This is a genomic window from Bradyrhizobium sp. CCBAU 51627 (assembly GCF_028128765.1).
In the GTDB taxonomy this organism is placed as follows: Bacteria; Pseudomonadota; Alphaproteobacteria; order Rhizobiales; family Xanthobacteraceae; genus Bradyrhizobium.
In genome coordinates, this window is record NZ_LBJG01000020.1 from 57,752 (window position 1) to 76,270 (window position 18,519).

Consider the following 18,519-nt stretch of genomic DNA (forward strand, 5'->3'; position numbering starts at 1 on the left):
GATGTCGTTCAAGAAGCTCCTGATCGCCAACCGCGGCGAGATCGCCATCCGCATTGCGCGCGCGGCGGCTGATGCCGGCATCGCGACGGTCGCGATCCATCCCGCGGACGATGCGCTCTCGCTGCATGTGCGCGTCGCCGACGAGGCGGTCGAAATCCCCGGCCGCGGCGCAAGGGCCTATCTCGACATCGAGGCGGTGGTGAAGGCGGCGACGAGCGTCGGCTGCGATGCCGTGCATCCCGGCTATGGTTTCCTCAGCGAGAACCCGGCATTCGCAAGAGCCTGCGCCGATGCGGGCCTTGTCTTCGTCGGGCCGAAGCCGGCCGCGCTTGACCTGTTCGGCGACAAGGTCGCGGCCCGGCAACTCGCAAAGCGTTGTGGCGTGCCGATCATTGCCGGCACCAGTGGCCCGTCGAGCCTTGAGGAGATCACCGCGTTCGTCAACTCGCTCGGCGACAATGCTGCGATCGTGATCAAGGCGATGGCCGGCGGCGGTGGCCGCGGCATGCGCGTCGTCGAGACCGCAGCCGATCTCGCGGAGGCCTATGCACGCTGCCAGTCCGAAGCCAAGGCCGCCTTCGGCTATGATGGCGTCTATGCCGAGCGGCTGATCCGGCAGGCGCGCCACATCGAGGTGCAGATCATCGGCGACAAGCACGGGGCGATCTCGCATCTCTGGGAGCGCGAATGCACCATCCAGCGCCGGCATCAGAAGCTGATCGAGGTGGCGCCGAGCCCGTCGCTGAGCGACGGTTTGCGTGGCCGCATCATCGAGTCCGCCAAGCAGCTCGCCGCTGCGGCGTCTTATGACAATCTCGGTACGTTCGAGTTTCTGGTCGACGGCTCCGCCGACGACAGCTTCGCCTTTATCGAGGCCAATCCGCGGCTTCAGGTCGAGCATACGGTGACAGAGGAGGTGCTCGGACTCGATCTCGTTCACGCCCAGCTCGCGGTGGCATCAGGCGCGACGCTGGCCTCGCTCGGCCTGGCACAGGCATCGGTTCCGAAGCCGCGCGGCTATGCCATGCAGCTGCGCGTCAACATGGAGACGCTGGATGCGACCGGGGCGACGCATCCGACCGGCGGCGTGCTGGCTGTGTTCGAGCCGTCGTCCGGTCCCGGCGTCCGGGTCGATAGCTTTGGCTATGCCGGCTACAAGACCAGCGCGGCCTTCGACTCGCTGCTGGCCAAGGTCATCGTGCATACGCCCGGTGAGGCCTGGCATGACGTCGTGGCGAAGGCCTCGCGTGCCTTGCGCGAATTCCGCATCGACGGCGTCGTCACCAATATCGCTTTCCTTCAGGCGGTGCTGGCGCACGCCGATTTCAGGACCAACCGCATCGCGACCGACTTCATCGATCGCAACATCGCAAAGCTGGTCGAGAGTGCGGACGGCGCGGCCAAGCCGCTCTACTTTGCTGCGACCGAGCGCAGCGGTGTGCACGGCGCCGAGGCGCATGTTGCGCAAGCCGTGCCCGAAGGCGCGGTGATGGTCGCCGCGCCGTTGCAGGGCACCATCGTCACCATTCAGGTGAAGGAGGGCGAGATCGTCCGCCCCGGCCAGCAACTCGCCGTGATCGAGTCCATGAAAATGGAGCATCTCGTGATGGCCGAGCAGGGCGGGCGCGTCATGAAGCTCGCAGCCGGCGACGGCGTCACGCTGATGCATGGCGAGCCGATCATGTATCTCGAGCCGCTCGACGTCGCGGCCGACAGCGCGGCAGTGGAAGCCGATGTCGATCTCGATCATATCCGCCCTGACCTCGCCGAGCTGATCGCCCGCCAGGCCAATACGCTCGATGAAAACCGCCCGGCCGCGGTCGAACGCCGCCGCAACACCAATCAGCGCACCGCGCGCGAGAACGTCGCCCAGCTCGTCGACGACGGCTCGTTCATGGAATATGGCAGCCTCGCGATCGCGGCGCAGCGCCGGCGGCGCAAGCTCGACGATCTCATCAAGAATACGCCGGCCGACGGCCTCGTCACGGGCGTCGCCACCGTCAACGCCGACAAGTTCGGCGACGCTGCGCGTTGCATTGTCGTGGCCTATGATTACACCGTGCTCGCGGGTACGCAGGGCCACATGAATCACAAGAAGATCGACCGCATACTGACGCTTGCGGAAGATTGGCGCGTGCCGCTGGTGTTTTACGCCGAGGGCGGCGGCGGCCGGCCCGGCGATACCGACCGGCTCGGCATGACCGGCCTCGACGGCCCGTCCTTCGTGCAATTCGCAAGACTCTCCGGCCTCGTGCCGGTCATCGGCGTCGTCTCCGGCTATTGCTTCGCGGGCAACGCTGCGATGCTCGGTTGCTGCGACGTCATCATCGCGACCAGGAATGCCTCGATCGGCATGGGCGGCCCGGCCATGATCGAAGGCGGCGGGCTCGGCGTCTATCATCCGGCCGAGGTCGGCCCGGTCTCGTTCCAGTCGCCAAACGGCGTTATCGATATCCTCGTCGAAGACGAGGAGGAGGCGACATCGGTCGCGCAAAAATATCTGTCCTATTTCCAGGGTGCGGTGGCGGACTGGGAGGCCGCCGACCAGCGCCTGCTCCGCCGCGCCATCCCGGAAAACCGTCTGCGCGTCTACGACATCCGCAGCGTCATCGATCTCGTCGCGGACAAAAACAGCGTGCTGGAGCTGCGCCCCGACTACGGCGTCGGCATGATCACCGCGCTGATCCGGATCGAAGGCAAGCCGTTCGGCCTGATCGCCAACAATCCGCGCCATCTCGGCGGCGCGATCGATGCCGATGCCGGTGACAAGGCGGCACGCTTCCTCCAGCTTTGCGACGCCTTCGACCTGCCTGTCGTCTCGCTATGCGATACGCCCGGCTTCATGGTCGGCCCGGAGGCCGAGAAGACCGCGATCGTGCGCCACGTCTCGCGCATGTTCGTCACAGGTGCGAGCCTCACCGTGCCATTGTTCGGCATCGTGCTGCGCAAGGGCTATGGGCTGGGGGCGCAGTCGATGATCGGCGGCGGCTTCCACGCCTCATTCTTCACTGCGGCCTGGCCGACCGGTGAGTTCGGCGGCATGGGCCTGGAAGGCTATGTCCGCCTCGGTTTCCGCAAGGAGATGGAGGCGATCGCCGACCCCGAGGAGCGCGAGACGTATTATCGCAACAAGGTCGCCGAACTCTATGCCAACGGCAAGGCGGTCTCGATCGCCTCGGTATTCGAGATCGACAACGTCATCGATCCGGCCGAGACCCGGCGCTGGATCATGGCGGGACTTCGCTCGGTGCCGAAGCCGCCTGTGAGGACCGAGAAGAAGCGGCCGTGTATCGACACCTGGTGAGCGCAGTGCAGCAATAGGCTGCACCCGGTTCCCGATTGACATCCCCGCCTGTGGTGCCAGACTTTGCACAATAATACAGGGTGGAGACGTCCGCGATGGCCAGCCTTTCGGCCTCGAACCATGTCGCCCGTGTCTTGTCCGTGGCCAATCATGTGGCCGACATCGGGGCCTCCTCGCGCATTGAAAACTCCTGGCGGCGCTGCCTGATCAGCCACAAGCTCGATCCCGCCCGTCAGGGTCCGCCGCAGACGCTCACCGAGGCCGAGATCCGTCACGTCGCCGAGCCTTTGGAAGAGACCATTCGGCTGCTGACCCCCGAGCTCGACGATCTCGCCCGCGTGCTGCGCGACGCCGGCTATTGCGTCAATCTGGCTGACGCGAATGCGACCATGCTGTTCAGCCGCCTGCCGGGCGAAGCAGATGCGCGGATGTTCCTGGACTGGAAGATCTATACCGGCTCGAATTTCGCCGAGACGTTCGAGGGCACCAACGGGCTCGGTACTGCGCTGGCCGAGCAGAAGCCGATCCTGGTGCATCGCGAGGAGCATTTTCGTGCGCAATGGCACATGTTCTCCTGCGCGGTCGCGCCGCTGTTCGACCAGGCCGGGCGTCTCGCGGGGGCGATCAACATTACCTCCTGCCGCGAGGACCTCGAACGCGCCGCCCATCAGCTCGCGCTGGCGGTGACGATGGAGGCAACGCGGCGGATGGAGGGCGCGATCTTCCGCGATCATTTCCGCGACGCCTGGATCGCCACCGTGCCTGGCGATGGCGGCAGCGGCCTGCTCGCTTATGACGATGACCGCCGCATCATCGGCGCCTGCCGGTCGGCTCGTGCATTGCTGGGCCTCACGGATGGCCTGATCGCCTCCGGTATCGATCTGTCGCGCTACATCAAGCTCGACCATTCGCTCCATGCCGATGGCATCGTTGAGCTGCGCCGCGCCGATGGCCGTCCATTGGGCCAGAGCCACGTTGCTCCGCCGCTGCGGGCGAGATCCTCCACGCTTCGCCGCGATGCGTCCGTCGACCGCTTCGATGCATTGCACCGGCTCGCCGGCCGCGATCCCGGCCTGGTCAGGAGCGTGAAACGCCTCCGCAGCATCGGTGATCACAATCTGCCGGTGCTGCTGCATGGCGAGACCGGCGTCGGCAAGGACGTGTTCGCCCGCGCGATTCACGCTGCGAGCAACCGCGCCCGCAACAATTATGTCGCGCTGAACTGCGCGGCGATGCCGGAGAGCCTGATCGACGCCGAGCTGTTCGGCTATGAGGCCGGTGCCTTCACCGGCGCGCGACGCGACGGCTCGAAGGGCCTGATCGTGCAGGCGGACGGCGGCACGTTGTTCCTGGACGAGATCGGCGACATGCCGATCTCGCTGCAGACGCGGCTGTTGCGCGTGCTGGAAAATCGCGAGGTCTGGCCGCTCGGTGCGCTCAAGCCCGTGCCCGTCGATATCCGCCTGATCAGCGCCACCCACCGCGACCTCGGTCGCATGGCCGAGGAGGGCGCTTTCCGCGCCGACCTCTATTTCCGCCTGCGCGGCCTGGAGGTGCGACTGCCCGCGTTGCGTGAGCGCGCGGATCGCGATGACATCATTCGCCAGATCGCGCGCGAGGAGGCGCCGAACTGCCGGCTCTCGCCGGAGGCTTGGGCGCAGCTCGCAGCCTATCCCTATCCCGGCAACATGCGCCAGCTCCGCCACGTGCTGCGGCTCGCCGGCTGCACGGCCGAGGATGGCGTCATCACGGACGCCGATCTCGATCTGCCGCCGTTCGGTGGAAGAGCCGCGGAGGCCGACCTCGAAGCGGCCGAACGCGCCACGATCGTCCAGGCGCTCCGCAAGCACGGCGGCCGCGTCACTGAAGCCGCCCGCGCTCTCAAACTCAGCCGTGCGACGCTGTATCGCAAGATCAAGCAGCTGAAGATCGAGACGGCGCAGTAGCGCGCCGCAGGCTCTTCGCCTCTCCCCGCAAGCGGGGCGAGCGCACCGACGATGTGGCTGCTTACGAAAAATCCGTCCAGCTCAGATGCCGTGAATCGAGATCGCCGATCGAAACGGTCTCACGGATTTCCTGCGGCGTATGGAAACTGCTGCGCAGATACACCAGCGGTGCGGCCGCGGCCGAATGCGTCGCGCTTCTTACCTCGCCGACGAAGATTGAGTGCGTCCTGGCCTCGAACTCCTGTGCCAGCATGCAATCGAACGCGGCGACCGCGTCCGTCAGCACCGGTGCGCCGGTGACGCCCTGCGTCCATTGGCCGAACGCAAACCGGTCGTCGCCATTGATGCCCTTCTGGCCACTGAAGGTCAGCGCCAGCAGCGCGTGATCCTCGTGCAGGAAGTTGATCGCGAACGCGCCTTCCTCGCGGATACGTGCATGCGCGCTGGCGTTGCGGTTGACGCAGACGATCAGCGATGGCGGATTGTCCGACAGCGAGCAGGCCGACGTCACGGTAAGTCCGGTGCGCTTGCCGTGCTCGGCACCGACCGTGACCAGCGCGACCGCGCCGGCGCATTGGCGCATCGCCTGCTTGAAGTCCTTTGCGTCGACGGTCACGCCGATATCTCCGGAACTGGTGCGGGTGCGGCAAGTTCGCGCCGCACCCGCTTGGAATCAAGCTGCCTTCTTTGCAGAGCCGAGATGCTTCAGGCGCGGCATCACCTCGTTCTTGAGCAGCGAGAGCGAGCGGTGCCAGGCTTCCGGCTTGTGCTTGTAATCGAAGCCGAACACGCAGAGCACGCCGAAGCCGCCGACCTCGTCGTAGATCGTCTCGATCTTCTCGGCGACGGTTGCCGGCGAGCCGACGATCCAGTTCCGCTTGGCGCAATATTCGACCGTGACGTCGCTGTCGGGCACGTCGGGGGCATGCTTGAGATAGTCCTTGAAGCCGAAATGGCCGAGCAGCGGCAGGAAGTACTCGCTCATCATCCGGCCCATCATGTCGCCGGTCGAGAGCTTCCAGGCTTCTTCATCAGTGTCGGCGACGAAGACCTCGCGCACCAGCCGCCAGTCCTGCCGGTTCGGCTTGCGGCCGGTTTTCGCGGCGCCGATCTCGACCGAGTCCCAATGGCTGGAGACATAGGCCGGGTTGAGGTTGAGGCTCATCGGGATGAAGCCGCGCTCGCCCGCGAGCTTCAAGGTGTCCGAGTTCTTCGACAGCCCGGCGACGCCGATCGGCGGATGCGGTGCCTGCAGCGGCTTGATGTGGGGCTTGAGGAAGTCGAACATCGTGTCCGGCTTGCTCACCGTCCAGAACTTGCCCTTGTGGGTGAAGGGCGCCGGCTCGGTCCACAGCTTCAGGATGATCTCCAGCGCCTCGCGGGTCATGTCGCGGTTCTGCCCGCTCATCCCGTCGACGTTGAACATCGCCCAGTCGCTCGGCAAGCCGCTCGCCGCCACGCCGAAATTGAGCCGGCCCTCGGAGAGATGGTCGAGCATCGCGACGCGGTTGGCGAGCTCGGCCGGGTGATGATAGGGCAACAGGAATCCGCCCGGTCCGATGCGCAGGCGCTTGGTCTGCATCAGGGCTTGTGCGATCAAGAGGTCCGGCGTGGGATTGGGTTCCCAGGGCGCGGTATGGTGCTCGCCGATCCAGGCTTCCTGATAGCCGAGCTCGTCGAGCCAGCGCAGCACCTGCAGGTCCCAGTCATGTCCTTCCTTCAGGCCGCACTCCGGCGGATGCGAAGGCATCGTGAAATAGCCGATCTCCATGGGTTTCCTCTCCACAATTGACGCGTCTTGCTGCGCGGTTCACGGATGTGAGCAGGACTGCTTGAGCAAGCGGTGTGCCAGCGCGCCAGTGCGCGGATTTTGCTGGAATTTGGCTGTTTGCGCCTGCGGATCGGCGATATCCGGCGGCGGTGCCCGTCCGCGCGTCTCGCCGTCGCGAGACGTTGTCTTGAAGGTGAGACGCCCGGCGTTGCCGGCCGGGCGCCTCCTTGTCCGCCGCGGTCAGATCTTGGGTGGTGCGTTGGCTGCAACGTTGCTGATGGACTGGGTCATGCGGTCGATCTTGGCGAGCCCGCCCAGTACGCTGAACGCGATCGAAAGCACGGTCAGGATCTGTCCAGCCGGCGTGGCGGCGCCGAGCACGCCGGCCGCCTTTAGAATTGTCACCAGCGCATATGACAGCACGCCGATCATCGTCTTCGAACCGGTCAATGTCTCGCCGCCGAAAATCTTGTCGATCGTCGAGAGGACGGGAGGTGGGGAGATGACGTTTGGCGATGCGCTTGGCGTGCCCTTCGCAGGAAGCGCTGGTGGCCCAGGAGGGCGGGCGGTCGACGGATCGGGTGGTCCGGGAGGACGGGTCGCGAGCGCCAGCACGAGCTTTTGCAGCAAGGGTAGCAAATCGTTCGAGGTGGACTGATTGTTGGATACCAGCGAGCCCGGTTGGGTCTGGGGTGAGAGCGTCGGCGCGGCTGCGGCGGGCCAGCTCCCACTGCTGGCGAATTGCCGACCGCCACGGATACCGCAGAGAACCTGATCGTCGCTCCAAGGCAATGGGCGTCCGGCTTCATAGCGGAACATCGCCTTGCCGAATGTCAGGACCTGCTGGTCGTCGTTGAGATCGATCGTTGTGTCTGGGGTAAAGCCCGTCGTCTTCGCGACGAATTGAATGTAGGCCGAGTAGTCCTGTCCGCCGCCGTACCGATTGATGATACCGCCGACGGTGATGACATTGGCGGCCCGATATCGCCGCATGAGATCCCACCACGCGCCGATGCCGAATTCCGGAGCTTCGAAGATCGTCGAACGATTGCCGGGGGTGGTCTCGACAGTATCGACGTAGCCTGGATATGTCTTCTCCCAAGGCGCGCCGTTGATCGCGCCGGGATTGTTCATCCGGATCGTCACGGGACCGGTGGTTTTATCCATCGGCGTGGACGAGAAGAACCCGCCGACCAGACTGCGGTAATTCGGCATCGCTTGCGCTCCGGACGTCGCCTATTTCTGTGCGGCCTGGCCTGCAATCAGGCCGAGCAATTGTGTCAGCCGGTCGATCTTGGCAGCGCCGCCGAGCGTACCAAAGGCTCCGATCAGGGTCGTCAGGATCTGGCCCGTCGGTGTCGCGGTGTCACCCATCGCGGTGCCCGCGACCCCCGTCGCCTGCAGGATAGCGAGGATCACGTAGGCGATCACCGCGATCAGAGTCTTCTTCCCGGCGAGCGCCTCGCCACCAAAGATGTTGTCGATGGTGGACAGGACCGGGACCGTCGCGCTCGGCGTTGTCGCGGTGCCGGCAGTCGGCGCCACAGGAAGTTGCAGCGGCTTTCCGCTCAGGGCGGAGATTGCCAACTGCAGGATTTGCGTCATGTCGACCTGTCCAGGGGCGGTTGCTTGGGTCGGCGCCTGGCCGGTTCTCTGCACGATCAAGGCGTCGATGATGGTCTTGAGGAGATCCTGAGGCTGCATCGTCGTCGACGCCTCCGTGGCCGGTAGAGGTTGCGAACTCGTGTCGATGGATACGCCGAGATTCTGGAGCGTGGCGGGATCGGCTATCCCGGTGATCGGCAGGTTGCGGGCGCGTTGGAAGGCTGACACTGCCGCGCTTGTGAGCGGACCGTATTCGCCGTCGACGCCGCCGGGATCGAAGCCTGCGGCGGCCAACGCGCCTTGCAGCGCAGTGACGAGGCGTCCTTCGGCGCCTGGGACCAGAGTTCCGCTGCTGGCGACGGCCATCGGAGTGGCGCCCGCGGCGCTCGGCCGCCGAATCCCCATCAAGCGACTCTTGGGAAAGTTCGTCACATTGGCGACGTGAGACTGATTGCCGCCGCGGCAAGCGTAGGTGCCGTTGCCATTGTCCTTCTCGAACAGCGTCACGTGGTGGTCACCGCCGCCGAAATCGAAGATCAGGACGTCGCCCGCTTGGGGCGCTGACGTGACCGGAGTACCGAATCCGAGCCACGACATTGCGAATAGGAAACGAGTAGTTTCGGTGGCGCCGAACACCGGCGGGATTCCCGCCTTGGCCATGCAGTAGGCGACAGTGAGGCCACACCAGGAGAAATAGTCCAGACGCGCGACCGAGTTGCAGTACGACGCCATGTTCGGGTTTGTCGTGCCGATGAAGCTGAGCCAGCTCTGGATCGTGTCGCTGGGGCCATCGCCGGGCGCCCATTTGGTGCCGTCGATCTGGCGCATTACCGCGAGCCAGTCAGGTGTTGAATCCGTCATGGTGACCTGTCGCTCCCCGGTTGCATCTTCGCGGAGACTGTTCGATGCGGCGCGGCGCCTCCTTGGAGGTCTCGACATTCGCTTCGTCAGTCCGTTCGAGACAGTTCGGTTGGATCGGCTGCGGAGACCGGCGGCTGGACAGCGAGGTCTATCGGAGAAGAAATCAGCCGATATCCGGCGCTATCGATCGATCACGAAAAATGATCGCCTCAAGTTCGATCGGCGAATGGCGTCTCGCCGCAATCCAAACAATCGATGGTATAATATAGGACCAACGCTATCATAAGTTGATGAGGAGTCAAGCAATCCGCCGCCGTCATAAATCGGACTTTGCGGGCCCGGGTCAGTTCATTCAGGTCTCCTCGGCCGCCGGCTCCTCCTCCCCATCCTCGTCCTTGTCCTCGTCGTCGCCCGGATCGCCGCCTTCTGCCTCAGCACCACCTTCGCCTCCACACCGGCATTGGTGCTTGGTCTCCGCCTTCTTGTACGGGTCGAGGGCGGCGCCGTCCGCGTCCCTTGCGAAGTAGGTGTATTTCGTGACGAGCCCCCACATCTTCTTCTCTTCGGCGAGCGACTTCGGAACCTCGAGGCCCATCGCTTGTGCAAGCTTCAGACGTGAAACGTTGACGAGCGCCTGAACGGCCACAGCCCACTCGCCAGTCGTCCTGATCGCGAGCCAGTGACAGATCGGGCTGAGGGCCAACGCGACCACCGAGACGAGGACGAGCAGGAGCGGGCCGCGTTCATAGATCGCGCAGGCCGCGCCGAACACGCCGATCAAAAAGCTCAGGTAAGTTGTTGCGATGAAGAAGTCGACGGACGAGCGGGCATCGTCGATCGCGGTTTGCACAGTCTTCGGTGCGACCGCGCACAACTCATACCACAGCGTCTGCGAGTCGAGATTGAACCGCGTCTTGCCATAGGTTTCGAATGCGCGAAGCGCGTTTCCGAACCGCGTCGGCGCGACTTGGGCGTTGTCGAGCGGATATTGTGCCAGCCTTTCCAGTGCGAGACCTCGTCGCCACCCCGAACCGGCCAGATCCCGCTGAAGTGTCTGCTTGATACGCAGTTGCCGCCGGACGCCGGCAGCCTGCAACCACTTTGGCCACAGAAGGTATCCTTCGAGGAACCGGTAGAGTTGCATCGAGCAGGCGTTCATTGTGAACGCGAGCGCGGCCGTGAGCGCGAGAAAGACCCATAGCTTTTCCGAACTCTCGAGACCCGACTTGAATTGAAGGAAGGACGCATTCCGGTAGATCAGGAACCACGCTGTTCCGAGTGCCATCGCGGCGGGAAGCGCCCATGCATAAAGCTTCCCCCAAAGGGCCTTCACGATGTCCGACACGGTGGTGCTCCCGTGAGAGGGAAGGAACTGTGTGTTGCAGACAGACGAGGTTTCCTGCCGCCGGATTCACCGCGCGACGCGACGGCGCTAGTCGGGATCGATCGGTCCCGGCGGCCTGCCGGGCAGAGGGGCTGGTGGCCTTGGCGAGGGCTTTTTGACAGGATCGGGGTATGGCTTCGGCTTCGGCTCGCGTGGAAGCACTTGAACTAATGGCATGCTGGCCTCCAAGGACCGCAAAGGTAGAAATCGCCTAAAACGCCATTGTGCAGCCAATGCGCGTGTAGTGCAAGTTATTCGCTACCTTTGATGGCGAGCGGGCATGCGGCCGACAAACATCTTGGTCTCGTCGCCGGGAGCCGTGCTATCAGGCATTGATTCTGACGAGTGAGATGAGATCGGAAATGACCGAACCCGCTTTTGTCGCGGTCGATTGGGGCACCAGCAGCTTTCGGCTGTGGCTGGTCGATCGCACCGGCCATGCGCTGGCCGAGCGCCGCAGCGACGAAGGCATGCTGGCCGCGGCCAAGGCCGGCTTCCCCGGCGTGCTGCAATCGCACCTTGCCGCGGTTGTCGCGCCGGATCATCTGCCGGTTCTTGTCTGCGGCATGGCCGGTGCCAAGACCGGCTGGGTCGAGGCCGGCTACGTTGATACGCCGGCGCCTTTGTCCGCGGTTCTGAAGCAGGCTGCACGCGTGCCGGGCGAGGCGCGCGACATCCGCATCCTGCCCGGCATCGCGCAGCGCGACATGAAAGCGCCTGATGTGATGCGTGGCGAGGAGACGCAGCTGCTCGGCGCGCTCGGCCTCGGTGCCGCGGGCGAGGCGCTGGTCTGCATGCCCGGCACGCATTCGAAATGGGTGCGGGTGAAGGGCGGCGTTGTCGAGCACTTTTCGACCTTCATGACCGGCGAGCTGTTCAGCGTCGTCTCGCGCGAGACGATTCTGTCGCTCACGGTTGCCGGCGCCGATGAGACCGAGGATGTCGCGAGCTTCAAGTCGGCCGTGAAAGCGGCGTTCGAGACGCCCGCCTTCGCCGCCAATCTTCTGTTTACGGCGCGGTCGCGCCAGCTCTTGTTCGGCGGCACGCCGGCCGCCGCGCGCGAGACGTTGTCGGGCACGTTGATCGGCGCGGAGCTCGCAGCAGGACTTTCCGGCAGCGTGCCGAAAGCTGGCATCGCGCTGGTTGCTTCGGGCCGGCTTGCGAAGCTGTACCGGCAGGCTTTCGATGCGCTGTCGGTGGCCGTGAATCCGATCGATGCCGATGAAGCGGTGCGCCGCGGCCTGTCGATGGCGGCTGCGGCGATCTGGACGAAGTAGAAGGATTGTTGAGATGAGCGTTCCCTTTCCGGCGATGAAGCGGCCTCTGGTCGCGATCCTGCGCGGCGTCAAGCCGGAGCAGACCGAGGCCATCGTCGGCGTGCTGATCGAGTCCGGCATGACCGCGATCGAAATTCCCCTGAACTCGCCCGATCCGTTCCGCTCCATCGGACTTGCGGCGAAGCTCGCGCCATCAGGCGTGCTGATCGGCGCCGGCACGGTGCTATCAGCGGCGGATGTCGATCGTCTCAACGACGCCGGCGGCAGGCTGATGGTCTCGCCGAATGTCGACACCGACGTGCTGGCGCGGGCGCATCAGCACGGCATGGTGACGCTGCCCGGCGTGTTCTCGCCGACCGAGGCGCTGCTCGCGGCGCGCTCCGGCGCATCCGGCCTGAAATTCTTTCCGGCGAGCGTGCTCGGTGCCTCCGGCATCGCCGCGATCCGCGCCGTGTTGCCCGCGGGCGTCATGATCGCCGCGGTCGGCGGCGTCTCCGATCAGAATTTTGCCGAGTACATCAAGGGCGGCGTCACCGCGTTCGGGCTGGGCTCGAGCCTGTACAAGCCGGGCATGTCGGCTGCCGATGTCGCCACGCGCGCGAAGGTGACGGTCGAAGCCTACGATCTCGCCGTTCAGAGCGGCTGATTGCTCGCGCTAGCCGCGCTTCGCCGAGGGCACGGGCAACCGTTCGTGGCGGCGCTGGAAGCGCTGCCAGTGCAGCACGATGCCGATCAGCGTCGCCGGCACGAAGCCGAGCCCGATCAGCCAGTGCGGCAGCTCCTTGGGCGAGATGAAGGCGATGGCGATGTCCGAGATCAGCCAGAGCGCAGCGAAGATCACCGCGAAGTCGGTGCGCGGGCAACGCAGATAGTAGAACACCGCGGTGATGACGACAGCGGGGGCGAGCGCGATGGCGATCATGACCGCCGTCAGCTCCTTCGGCGTCACCGCGTCGAGCACCATCGAGGCGAGCAGCCAGATGGCGGCAAACATGGCGATGATGTCGATCGGATGCCGCAATCCAATACCTCTCGCGGGAATGCGCTATAGCTGTGTCCAAGCTTTCGATGCCGAGCCTTGGATATCAAGCCTTGGACGTCAAGCCCTGTCCGTCAAGTAAAATACGCCTATTCCTCGTCGTTTCCGGGCGTGGGGCGCAGCATGAAATGACCGAAGGCGGAGGCGATCGGCTTGCCCGGGTCGTCCTGCCAGGCCCGCGCTTCGAAGGCGACGATGCGCCGGCCCTGTTTCACGATCGAGACATTGGCCACGGTGTCCAGCGCCCGGCCGGAGCGCAGATAATTGACGGTGAGCCCAATGGGCTTCGGCAGCGTCGCGATCCCGAGCTCGCGCCGGACGCCGAGGATCGCCGTGGTCTCGAGGAAGGCGCCGGTCATGCCGCCATGGATGGCGGGCAGGATCGGGTTTCCGATGATCTTCGGCGAGAACGGCATCGTCAGCGTACCGTCACCATTGACGCGAATGCCGAGGGCGCGCGCGAACGGGCTGGCGGCGAACGGGCCGTCCGGATCGTCAGGCGCCTCCAGCGTCGGAATGCTGCGCGAATCCATCTTGCGGTCCGCCAGCATGTTGGTGCGGTTGGCGCCGATCATGAAGCAGGCGGTCGCCGTCGCCACCGGATCGTCCTCGGACTCCTGGTACGCGGTGGAGCGCACGAAGGCGATCGAGCGGGTGGTGCGATAGCACACCGAATGCGCCTTGATGTCGAGGCCGGGCGTCGCCGGCTTCTGGTAGTCGATCCGCAGATCGAGCGTTGCGATCGCGCTGGTGCCGTCGAGCGCGAGCTGCACCGCCATGCCGCAGCTCTCGTCCAGCATTGCTGTAACGACGCCGCCATGCAGCACGCCGGTCCCGGTGTCGCCGACGAAGACGGGGCGGTAGGGCAGGCTCGACCAGGCCTCAGCAGGCGCGAACCGGTCGAGCTGGAGCCCGCTGATATGGCCATAATCGGAGCGGCGGCCCTTGATGGCCTCGGCGAGTTCCTCGAAGGGAAGCGTGCTGGATGAGCTGGACATAGCGACGTTCTAGACCAGTGTCGGGCGCGGCGCAAAACCCCGCATGGCAGCCCGCAGTGCAGGTTTGGCCTCGACAGAGCCCGGTGAAGCAACGATGGTGGACCTCCCATTGCCCGCGAGGAGTATCCCATGGCCGACCCCGAAACACCTGCCACCAGCCAGGGGGCCGTCACTATTTCCAGCTCGAGCTCGGAGCGGGCGCCGATCATCTATTTCGACGGTGCATCCTGCTTCGGCCATCACAACGGCGCGATCCAGATCGAGCTTGCCGCGAACCTCTTGATGCCGATCGGAGCGGCCGTCAGGGTCGACGTGGTCCAGACTGCGCATCTGCGCTGCAGCGTCGCCGCCGCGCTGGCGCTGCGCGAAGCGCTCGACAAGGCGATCGTGATGTACAAGCAGGGCCAGCAGCAGCCGCCGCCGGAAGATATTCCTGCGGTGAAGAACTGAGGCTCAGGCAGAGCGATCGAATTCGAATGCGATCGCGGCAACTCAGCCGACATGCACCTTCGGCTTCTTCCCGCCGTTCCATTTCCCGTCCAGCGCGCGCTCGATCTGGGCGGCGAGTTGCAGCAGCAGGCCGTCATTGGCCTGCTTGGCGATCGCCTGGATGCCGAGCGGCAGCCCATAGTCTTGCGCGGCCATCGGCAGCGAGATCGCGGGCATGCCGCAGAGATTGGCCAGCGGCGTGAAGGCGAAGAAGCGCCAGAGATTGTCGAACCAGTTGCGCACGTCAGGATTGTCCGAGATCGTGAGGTACTGCTTCGTGCCGACCTTCGGCGTCGGCAGTGCCGTGATCGGCGTCAGGATGACGTCCCACTGCTCGAAGAAGCTGCCGAAGCCGCGCGAGGTCGTGTTGAAAACGCCCTGCATCTTCGCCCGTTCGGCGAAGCTGGTGTGGCGCCCGGCTTCCCAGATCCGGATGTTCATGGGCTCGATCAGATCCTCCGGCGGCTTTTCCAGCCCGCGCGCGGCCAGCATGTTGGAGATCACCACCGCGAAGTTCGAGATGTAGCAGGTGGTCTGCGCCTCGAACGCTGCGGGGAGGTCGAGCTCGGGCAGCGCGTAGTCGACGTGATGCCCGAGGCCTTCGAGGAAGCGGCCGGCCTTGGCCAGCTCGGCTGCGATCTCGGCCGTCGCGGTATAGCCGCCCCAGGTGTGCGACAGCGCGATGCGGAGCTTTCCCGGATCGCGCTTGATCATCTCGGAATAGGGCTGCGCGGTGGTCCAGAATGGCATGAACTCGCCGGGCGCAGGCCCGCGGGCATGATCGACGAAGGCCGCCGTGTCGCGCACCGTGCGCGACTGGCAGCCCTGGATCGAGACGAGGCCGGTAAGGTCGGACATGTGCGGCGCCAGCGAGAACACGCCGCGGGACACCTTCAGGCCGATATTACCGTTGACGCCGGCGGGAATGCGGATCGAGCCGCCGCCGTCGGTCGCATGCGCAATCGGCACCACGCCGGCCGCGACCATCGCCGCGCTGCCGGCCGACGAGCCGCAGGTGGTGTAGTCGGTGTTCCAGGGATTGCGGGTCACGTAGACCGCCGGATTGTCAGCGGAAGAGCACACGCCGAATTCCGGCGTCGTGGTGCGCCCGATCAGGTTGAGCCCCGCCTGACGGAATTTACCGGTCAGGAACGTGTCGACCGAGGCGCGATTGCCGCGCATCAGCAGCGAGCCCATCTCCTGCAGCCGGCCCTTCATGGTCGGGCCCAGATCCTTCATCAGGAAAGGCAGGCCGGCGAACGGGCCGGCAAGATTGGCGCCGTCCTTGGCGGGATCGGCGATCACGTCCTCGAACAGCTCGACCACGCCCGACAGCGCCGGATTGACTTTGGCCACGGCGGCGGCCGCCTGACGTGCCAACTCCCTTGCCGTCAGCTCGCCCTTGCGGACGCGCGCTGCCAGCCCGACGCCATCGTGCTGCGTCCATTCATTCCAGCTCATCGGCAACGTCATGTAATTAGATCCCTCAAGGTGTCGCTTCACCTTTTTCGCAAGGGCCCGCGTGAATCAACTGAGCCGCCGCGAGGGGCAGGGTTGCGCGGGGCGGAGAGGTGGCCGCTCACAGAGCATGATCCGGAAAAGTGTGCAGCGGTTTTCCGCCAAGATCATGCTCAAACAATAGACTAAAGCGCGATGACGCGCTTTAGGAGAGGCGCGCGATCACCGCAACCGGTCCGCCGCCAGGAGGCCCCTGATGCTCGGCGCCGCCGGAGACGTAGACCGCGCCGGTGCCGGCGAGGCCGGCGATCAGGCCGCCGACCGCCGCGCGGGCATGGCGTGTCGAGCTGATGTCGGTGTCCTCGAGCATGGTGTGGCGGAAGCCGCGTACGGCGCCATCAGGCGAGGCCTCGGCCTTGGCGAAGATGTTGACGAGCTCGCGGCCCGGTTTTGCCTGCGCGCCAAGTCCGACGCCGCTCAGCGCCTCGGCCACGGCAGCAGCATCGATCGCATCGCTCATGACGGCATGTCCGATCTCGAATTCGCTTGCCGAGCTCTCCGAATTGCCGAGCACGATGACGACGTTGTGCATCAGCTCGATTCCTGACGAGGTCGAGGCGACCTTCGAGAACAGGTCGTAGCGCCGCAGCACGTCCTCATCGCGGATGTCGGCCGCGATTTCGCCGAGCGCGACGGCCACCCCGAGCGCGGAAGCGCCGCGCGAATAGGCCATCGAGCTGTAGGCGCTGATCGTCGCGGTCTTGTTGCCGCGCGCGCTTGCAGCCTCGACACGCTCGCTGGTCAGCAACGGACATTTGATCTGGACGAAATGGACGTCATTGGTATCGGTGATGCCGGCGTCCGCCATCGCAGCCTTCACCGCCTTGGCCGTCTCGGTGATCTGCGCGGAGCGGCCGAGCTCCTCGGGCAGGAAATCGCGTGTCTGCGCCATGCCGATGCTCAATCGCTTGCCGGAGATGCCGGCGGGCCGCTGTTGAATCTCCTGGCGCGTGAACACCGTGAGGTGCGGGCTGAGCACGCCCTCGGTGCCGCCGGACATCACGAAGGCGATGCGCTGCTCGACCTCTTCAGGCGTCAGCTCGAGCTTCGGCGCCAGCGCCGTGCACAGCGCCGCGACGGCATATTCCCGCGTGAAATCGTTGACGCCGCCATTACCCTCGGTCTTGCCGAGGATCGCCAGGATGGAGCTGGGCTCGATCGCGCCTGATCCGATCAGGTTCATCAGGCCGGAGACGTCGCCAGGGCCCTTGGTGGCGATCTTGAAGGCGCCGACCGATGTGGTGCGCATGGGGGTGTCCTCGTGGGAAGTTCGGTGGCCCGGCGCATTCTAACAGCCGTGGAAGTGCGGTGGATGTCAAGGTGCCGCGGCAGTCTCCATCATCGTCCCGGCAAAGCAGGATGACGCCGAGAGTGTTGGGCGCGGGACGGCGGCCATTAGCCGCCCCAGTTTCGCGGGCGTGTCAACCCCGGCAACTAAAAATATTCCACTTTACCGAAATTCGGATTTGTCGTATATGTTGCCCATCCTGATCCGGCGAAAAGGGGCGGTCGTCCGTCGTCACGAACCGTGGATCAGGTTGCGGTGGACGCTGGCAGCGCCGTCGCGGATGCGAGCGCAGGGCGGAACCCGTGAGCGACTTGCAAGCCGCGTGGACGAACGGTGCTCGATGTCCGCAAAGCCTTGTGGCTGAGCGGAAAGCCTGCGTACGGCAAAACCGTGTGGTCCCGGCCGTCGTTGCTACGGTCAAGTCTTGCGGATGCGGCATTGGCGCCGACCGGCGCGCTGCCGGTGACTTCCGCAACGCGAGGGAGGCCAGAAGGAATTCGGCTCCCGGGAGAGCACGGCATAAGCCGTCCAACCATCGCGCAGGGAAGGCCGTGTGTTCGGCTTCACCTGTATGCTGCTGTGCGGTCTCTTTGCGCTACACTTTCGCGCAGCGGACCGCGGGTGCCAGCCGGCACTCGGTCTTCCCTGCGCCCTTCCTTTTGAGGGCGGGACGAGGAGAGCAAAACTCGGGCGGAACGCGCCGCGAGAGGGAGAAGGCATGGTTGCAAGTCAAGATGCGAACCGGAAGAGCGAGGCTGCTGCCTCATACTCCGTCATTGCGACGTGGTGAGAGCATGCGCCAAGCGCGACTCTCGTGCCCCGGACGCAGCGCAGCGCACTTGCGGTGCGCTGCAGAGCCGGGGCCCATGTCGCTGTATCGCACCGTGTGGCTCCTGGGTCCCTGCCCTGCGCAGCAGCGTTGCACGCTGCAGCGCGTCCGGGACACGGGTCGTGTCCCCAGTAGTGGTGTAGTTCGGTAGAGCAAGGCCGCCCGGACGCGCGCTCCCACATAGCGCCGTAGCGGGCGGGCGGCTTTGCG

Annotated in this window: 14 protein-coding genes; 5 read left to right on the forward strand and 9 right to left on the reverse strand. The window is 65.2% G+C overall.

Translation table 11 applies throughout. From position 1 onward, the window contains the following. Position 1: 1 nt before the first annotated feature. Both XH88_RS10555 and XH88_RS10560 read left to right on the forward strand, forming a co-directional pair. On the forward strand, positions 2-3,304 hold the full coding sequence (locus tag XH88_RS10555) for an acetyl-CoA carboxylase family protein (protein ID WP_271615296.1): 3,303 nt from the start codon (positions 2-4) through the stop codon (positions 3,302-3,304). 95 nt (positions 3,305-3,399) lie between these two features. Then, complete coding sequence (locus XH88_RS10560) at positions 3,400-5,250, forward strand: sigma-54-dependent Fis family transcriptional regulator (protein ID WP_271615297.1); 1,851 nt, start codon at positions 3,400-3,402, stop codon at positions 5,248-5,250. A 61-nt stretch (positions 5,251-5,311) separates the two neighbouring features. Here the strand turns inward: XH88_RS10560 and XH88_RS10565 are convergent, their stop codons facing one another. From XH88_RS10565 to XH88_RS10585, 5 genes are all read right to left on the reverse strand, one after another. Next, positions 5,312-5,866 (reverse strand): flavin reductase family protein, encoded by a 555-nt coding sequence (locus tag XH88_RS10565; RefSeq protein ID WP_271615298.1) that lies wholly within the window; start codon positions 5,864-5,866, stop codon positions 5,312-5,314. A gap of 57 nt (positions 5,867-5,923) precedes the next feature. Further along, a complete protein-coding gene (locus XH88_RS10570; protein WP_271615299.1) occupies positions 5,924-7,021 on the reverse strand; it encodes an LLM class flavin-dependent oxidoreductase in 1,098 nt (365 codons plus the stop codon). A 240-nt stretch (positions 7,022-7,261) separates the two neighbouring features. Next, positions 7,262-8,236, reverse strand: coding sequence for a hypothetical protein (locus XH88_RS10575; RefSeq protein WP_271615300.1), 975 nt, complete (start codon positions 8,234-8,236; stop codon positions 7,262-7,264). Between the two features lie 21 nt (positions 8,237-8,257). Further along, positions 8,258-9,487: a C40 family peptidase gene (locus tag XH88_RS10580; RefSeq protein WP_271615301.1), complete on the reverse strand. Its 1,230-nt coding sequence runs from the start codon at positions 9,485-9,487 to the stop codon at positions 8,258-8,260. Positions 9,488-9,839: 352 nt separating this feature from the next. Beyond that, a complete protein-coding gene (locus XH88_RS10585; RefSeq protein WP_271615302.1) occupies positions 9,840-10,583 on the reverse strand; it encodes a hypothetical protein in 744 nt (247 codons plus the stop codon). A gap of 650 nt (positions 10,584-11,233) precedes the next feature. Between XH88_RS10585 and XH88_RS10590 the strand changes: the two genes are divergently transcribed. Together XH88_RS10590 and XH88_RS10595 are read left to right on the forward strand one after the other, a co-directional pair. Beyond that, positions 11,234-12,148, forward strand: a complete 915-nt coding sequence (locus XH88_RS10590; RefSeq protein WP_271615303.1) for a 2-dehydro-3-deoxygalactonokinase — start codon at positions 11,234-11,236, stop codon at positions 12,146-12,148. Between the two features lie 13 nt (positions 12,149-12,161). Next, positions 12,162-12,794, forward strand: a complete 633-nt coding sequence (locus tag XH88_RS10595; protein WP_271615304.1) for a 2-dehydro-3-deoxy-6-phosphogalactonate aldolase — start codon at positions 12,162-12,164, stop codon at positions 12,792-12,794. Positions 12,795-12,803: 9 nt separating this feature from the next. On the opposite strand, the gene XH88_RS10600 is transcribed toward XH88_RS10595, so the two are convergent. Beyond that, complete coding sequence (locus XH88_RS10600; RefSeq protein ID WP_271615305.1) at positions 12,804-13,169, reverse strand: hypothetical protein; 366 nt, start codon at positions 13,167-13,169, stop codon at positions 12,804-12,806. 107 nt (positions 13,170-13,276) lie between these two features. Beyond that, entirely contained in the window at positions 13,277-14,185 is a 909-nt protein-coding gene (locus XH88_RS10605; protein ID WP_271615306.1) for a PaaI family thioesterase, read from the reverse strand. A 129-nt stretch (positions 14,186-14,314) separates the two neighbouring features. On the opposite strand from XH88_RS10605, the gene XH88_RS10610 reads away from it, so the two are divergent. Then, positions 14,315-14,635 carry a hypothetical protein gene (locus tag XH88_RS10610; RefSeq protein ID WP_271615307.1) on the forward strand — a complete coding sequence of 107 codons (321 nt, stop codon included), beginning with the start codon at positions 14,315-14,317 and terminating at the stop codon, positions 14,633-14,635. A gap of 42 nt (positions 14,636-14,677) precedes the next feature. Here XH88_RS10610 and XH88_RS10615 read toward each other — a convergent pair whose 3' ends face one another. Together XH88_RS10615 and XH88_RS10620 are read right to left on the reverse strand one after the other, a co-directional pair. Further along, a complete protein-coding gene (locus XH88_RS10615; RefSeq protein WP_271615308.1) occupies positions 14,678-16,147 on the reverse strand; it encodes an amidase in 1,470 nt (489 codons plus the stop codon). 190 nt (positions 16,148-16,337) lie between these two features. Beyond that, positions 16,338-17,441 (reverse strand): ring-opening amidohydrolase, encoded by a 1,104-nt coding sequence (locus XH88_RS10620; protein ID WP_271615309.1) that lies wholly within the window; start codon positions 17,439-17,441, stop codon positions 16,338-16,340. Positions 17,442-18,519: the final 1,078 nt, after the last annotated feature.

What these genes read in the sequence shown, in the direction of transcription:
- XH88_RS10620 (WP_271615309.1), bottom strand. Translation starts at nt 17,441, where the DNA reads ATGCGCACCACATCGGTCGGCGCCTTCAAGATCGCCACCAAGGGCCCT.
- XH88_RS10560 (WP_271615297.1), top strand. Translation starts at nt 3,400, where the DNA reads ATGGCCAGCCTTTCGGCCTCGAACCATGTCGCCCGTGTCTTGTCCGTG.
- XH88_RS10615 (WP_271615308.1), bottom strand. Translation starts at nt 16,147, where the DNA reads ATGACGTTGCCGATGAGCTGGAATGAATGGACGCAGCACGATGGCGTC.
- XH88_RS10605 (WP_271615306.1), bottom strand. Translation starts at nt 14,185, where the DNA reads ATGTCCAGCTCATCCAGCACGCTTCCCTTCGAGGAACTCGCCGAGGCC.
- XH88_RS10595 (WP_271615304.1), top strand. Translation starts at nt 12,162, where the DNA reads ATGAGCGTTCCCTTTCCGGCGATGAAGCGGCCTCTGGTCGCGATCCTG.
- XH88_RS10610 (WP_271615307.1), top strand. Translation starts at nt 14,315, where the DNA reads ATGGCCGACCCCGAAACACCTGCCACCAGCCAGGGGGCCGTCACTATT.
- XH88_RS10575 (WP_271615300.1), bottom strand. Translation starts at nt 8,236, where the DNA reads ATGCCGAATTACCGCAGTCTGGTCGGCGGGTTCTTCTCGTCCACGCCG.
- XH88_RS10570 (WP_271615299.1), bottom strand. Translation starts at nt 7,021, where the DNA reads ATGGAGATCGGCTATTTCACGATGCCTTCGCATCCGCCGGAGTGCGGC.
- XH88_RS10590 (WP_271615303.1), top strand. Translation starts at nt 11,234, where the DNA reads ATGACCGAACCCGCTTTTGTCGCGGTCGATTGGGGCACCAGCAGCTTT.
- XH88_RS10555 (WP_271615296.1), top strand. Translation starts at nt 2, where the DNA reads ATGTCGTTCAAGAAGCTCCTGATCGCCAACCGCGGCGAGATCGCCATC.
- XH88_RS10580 (WP_271615301.1), bottom strand. Translation starts at nt 9,487, where the DNA reads ATGACGGATTCAACACCTGACTGGCTCGCGGTAATGCGCCAGATCGAC.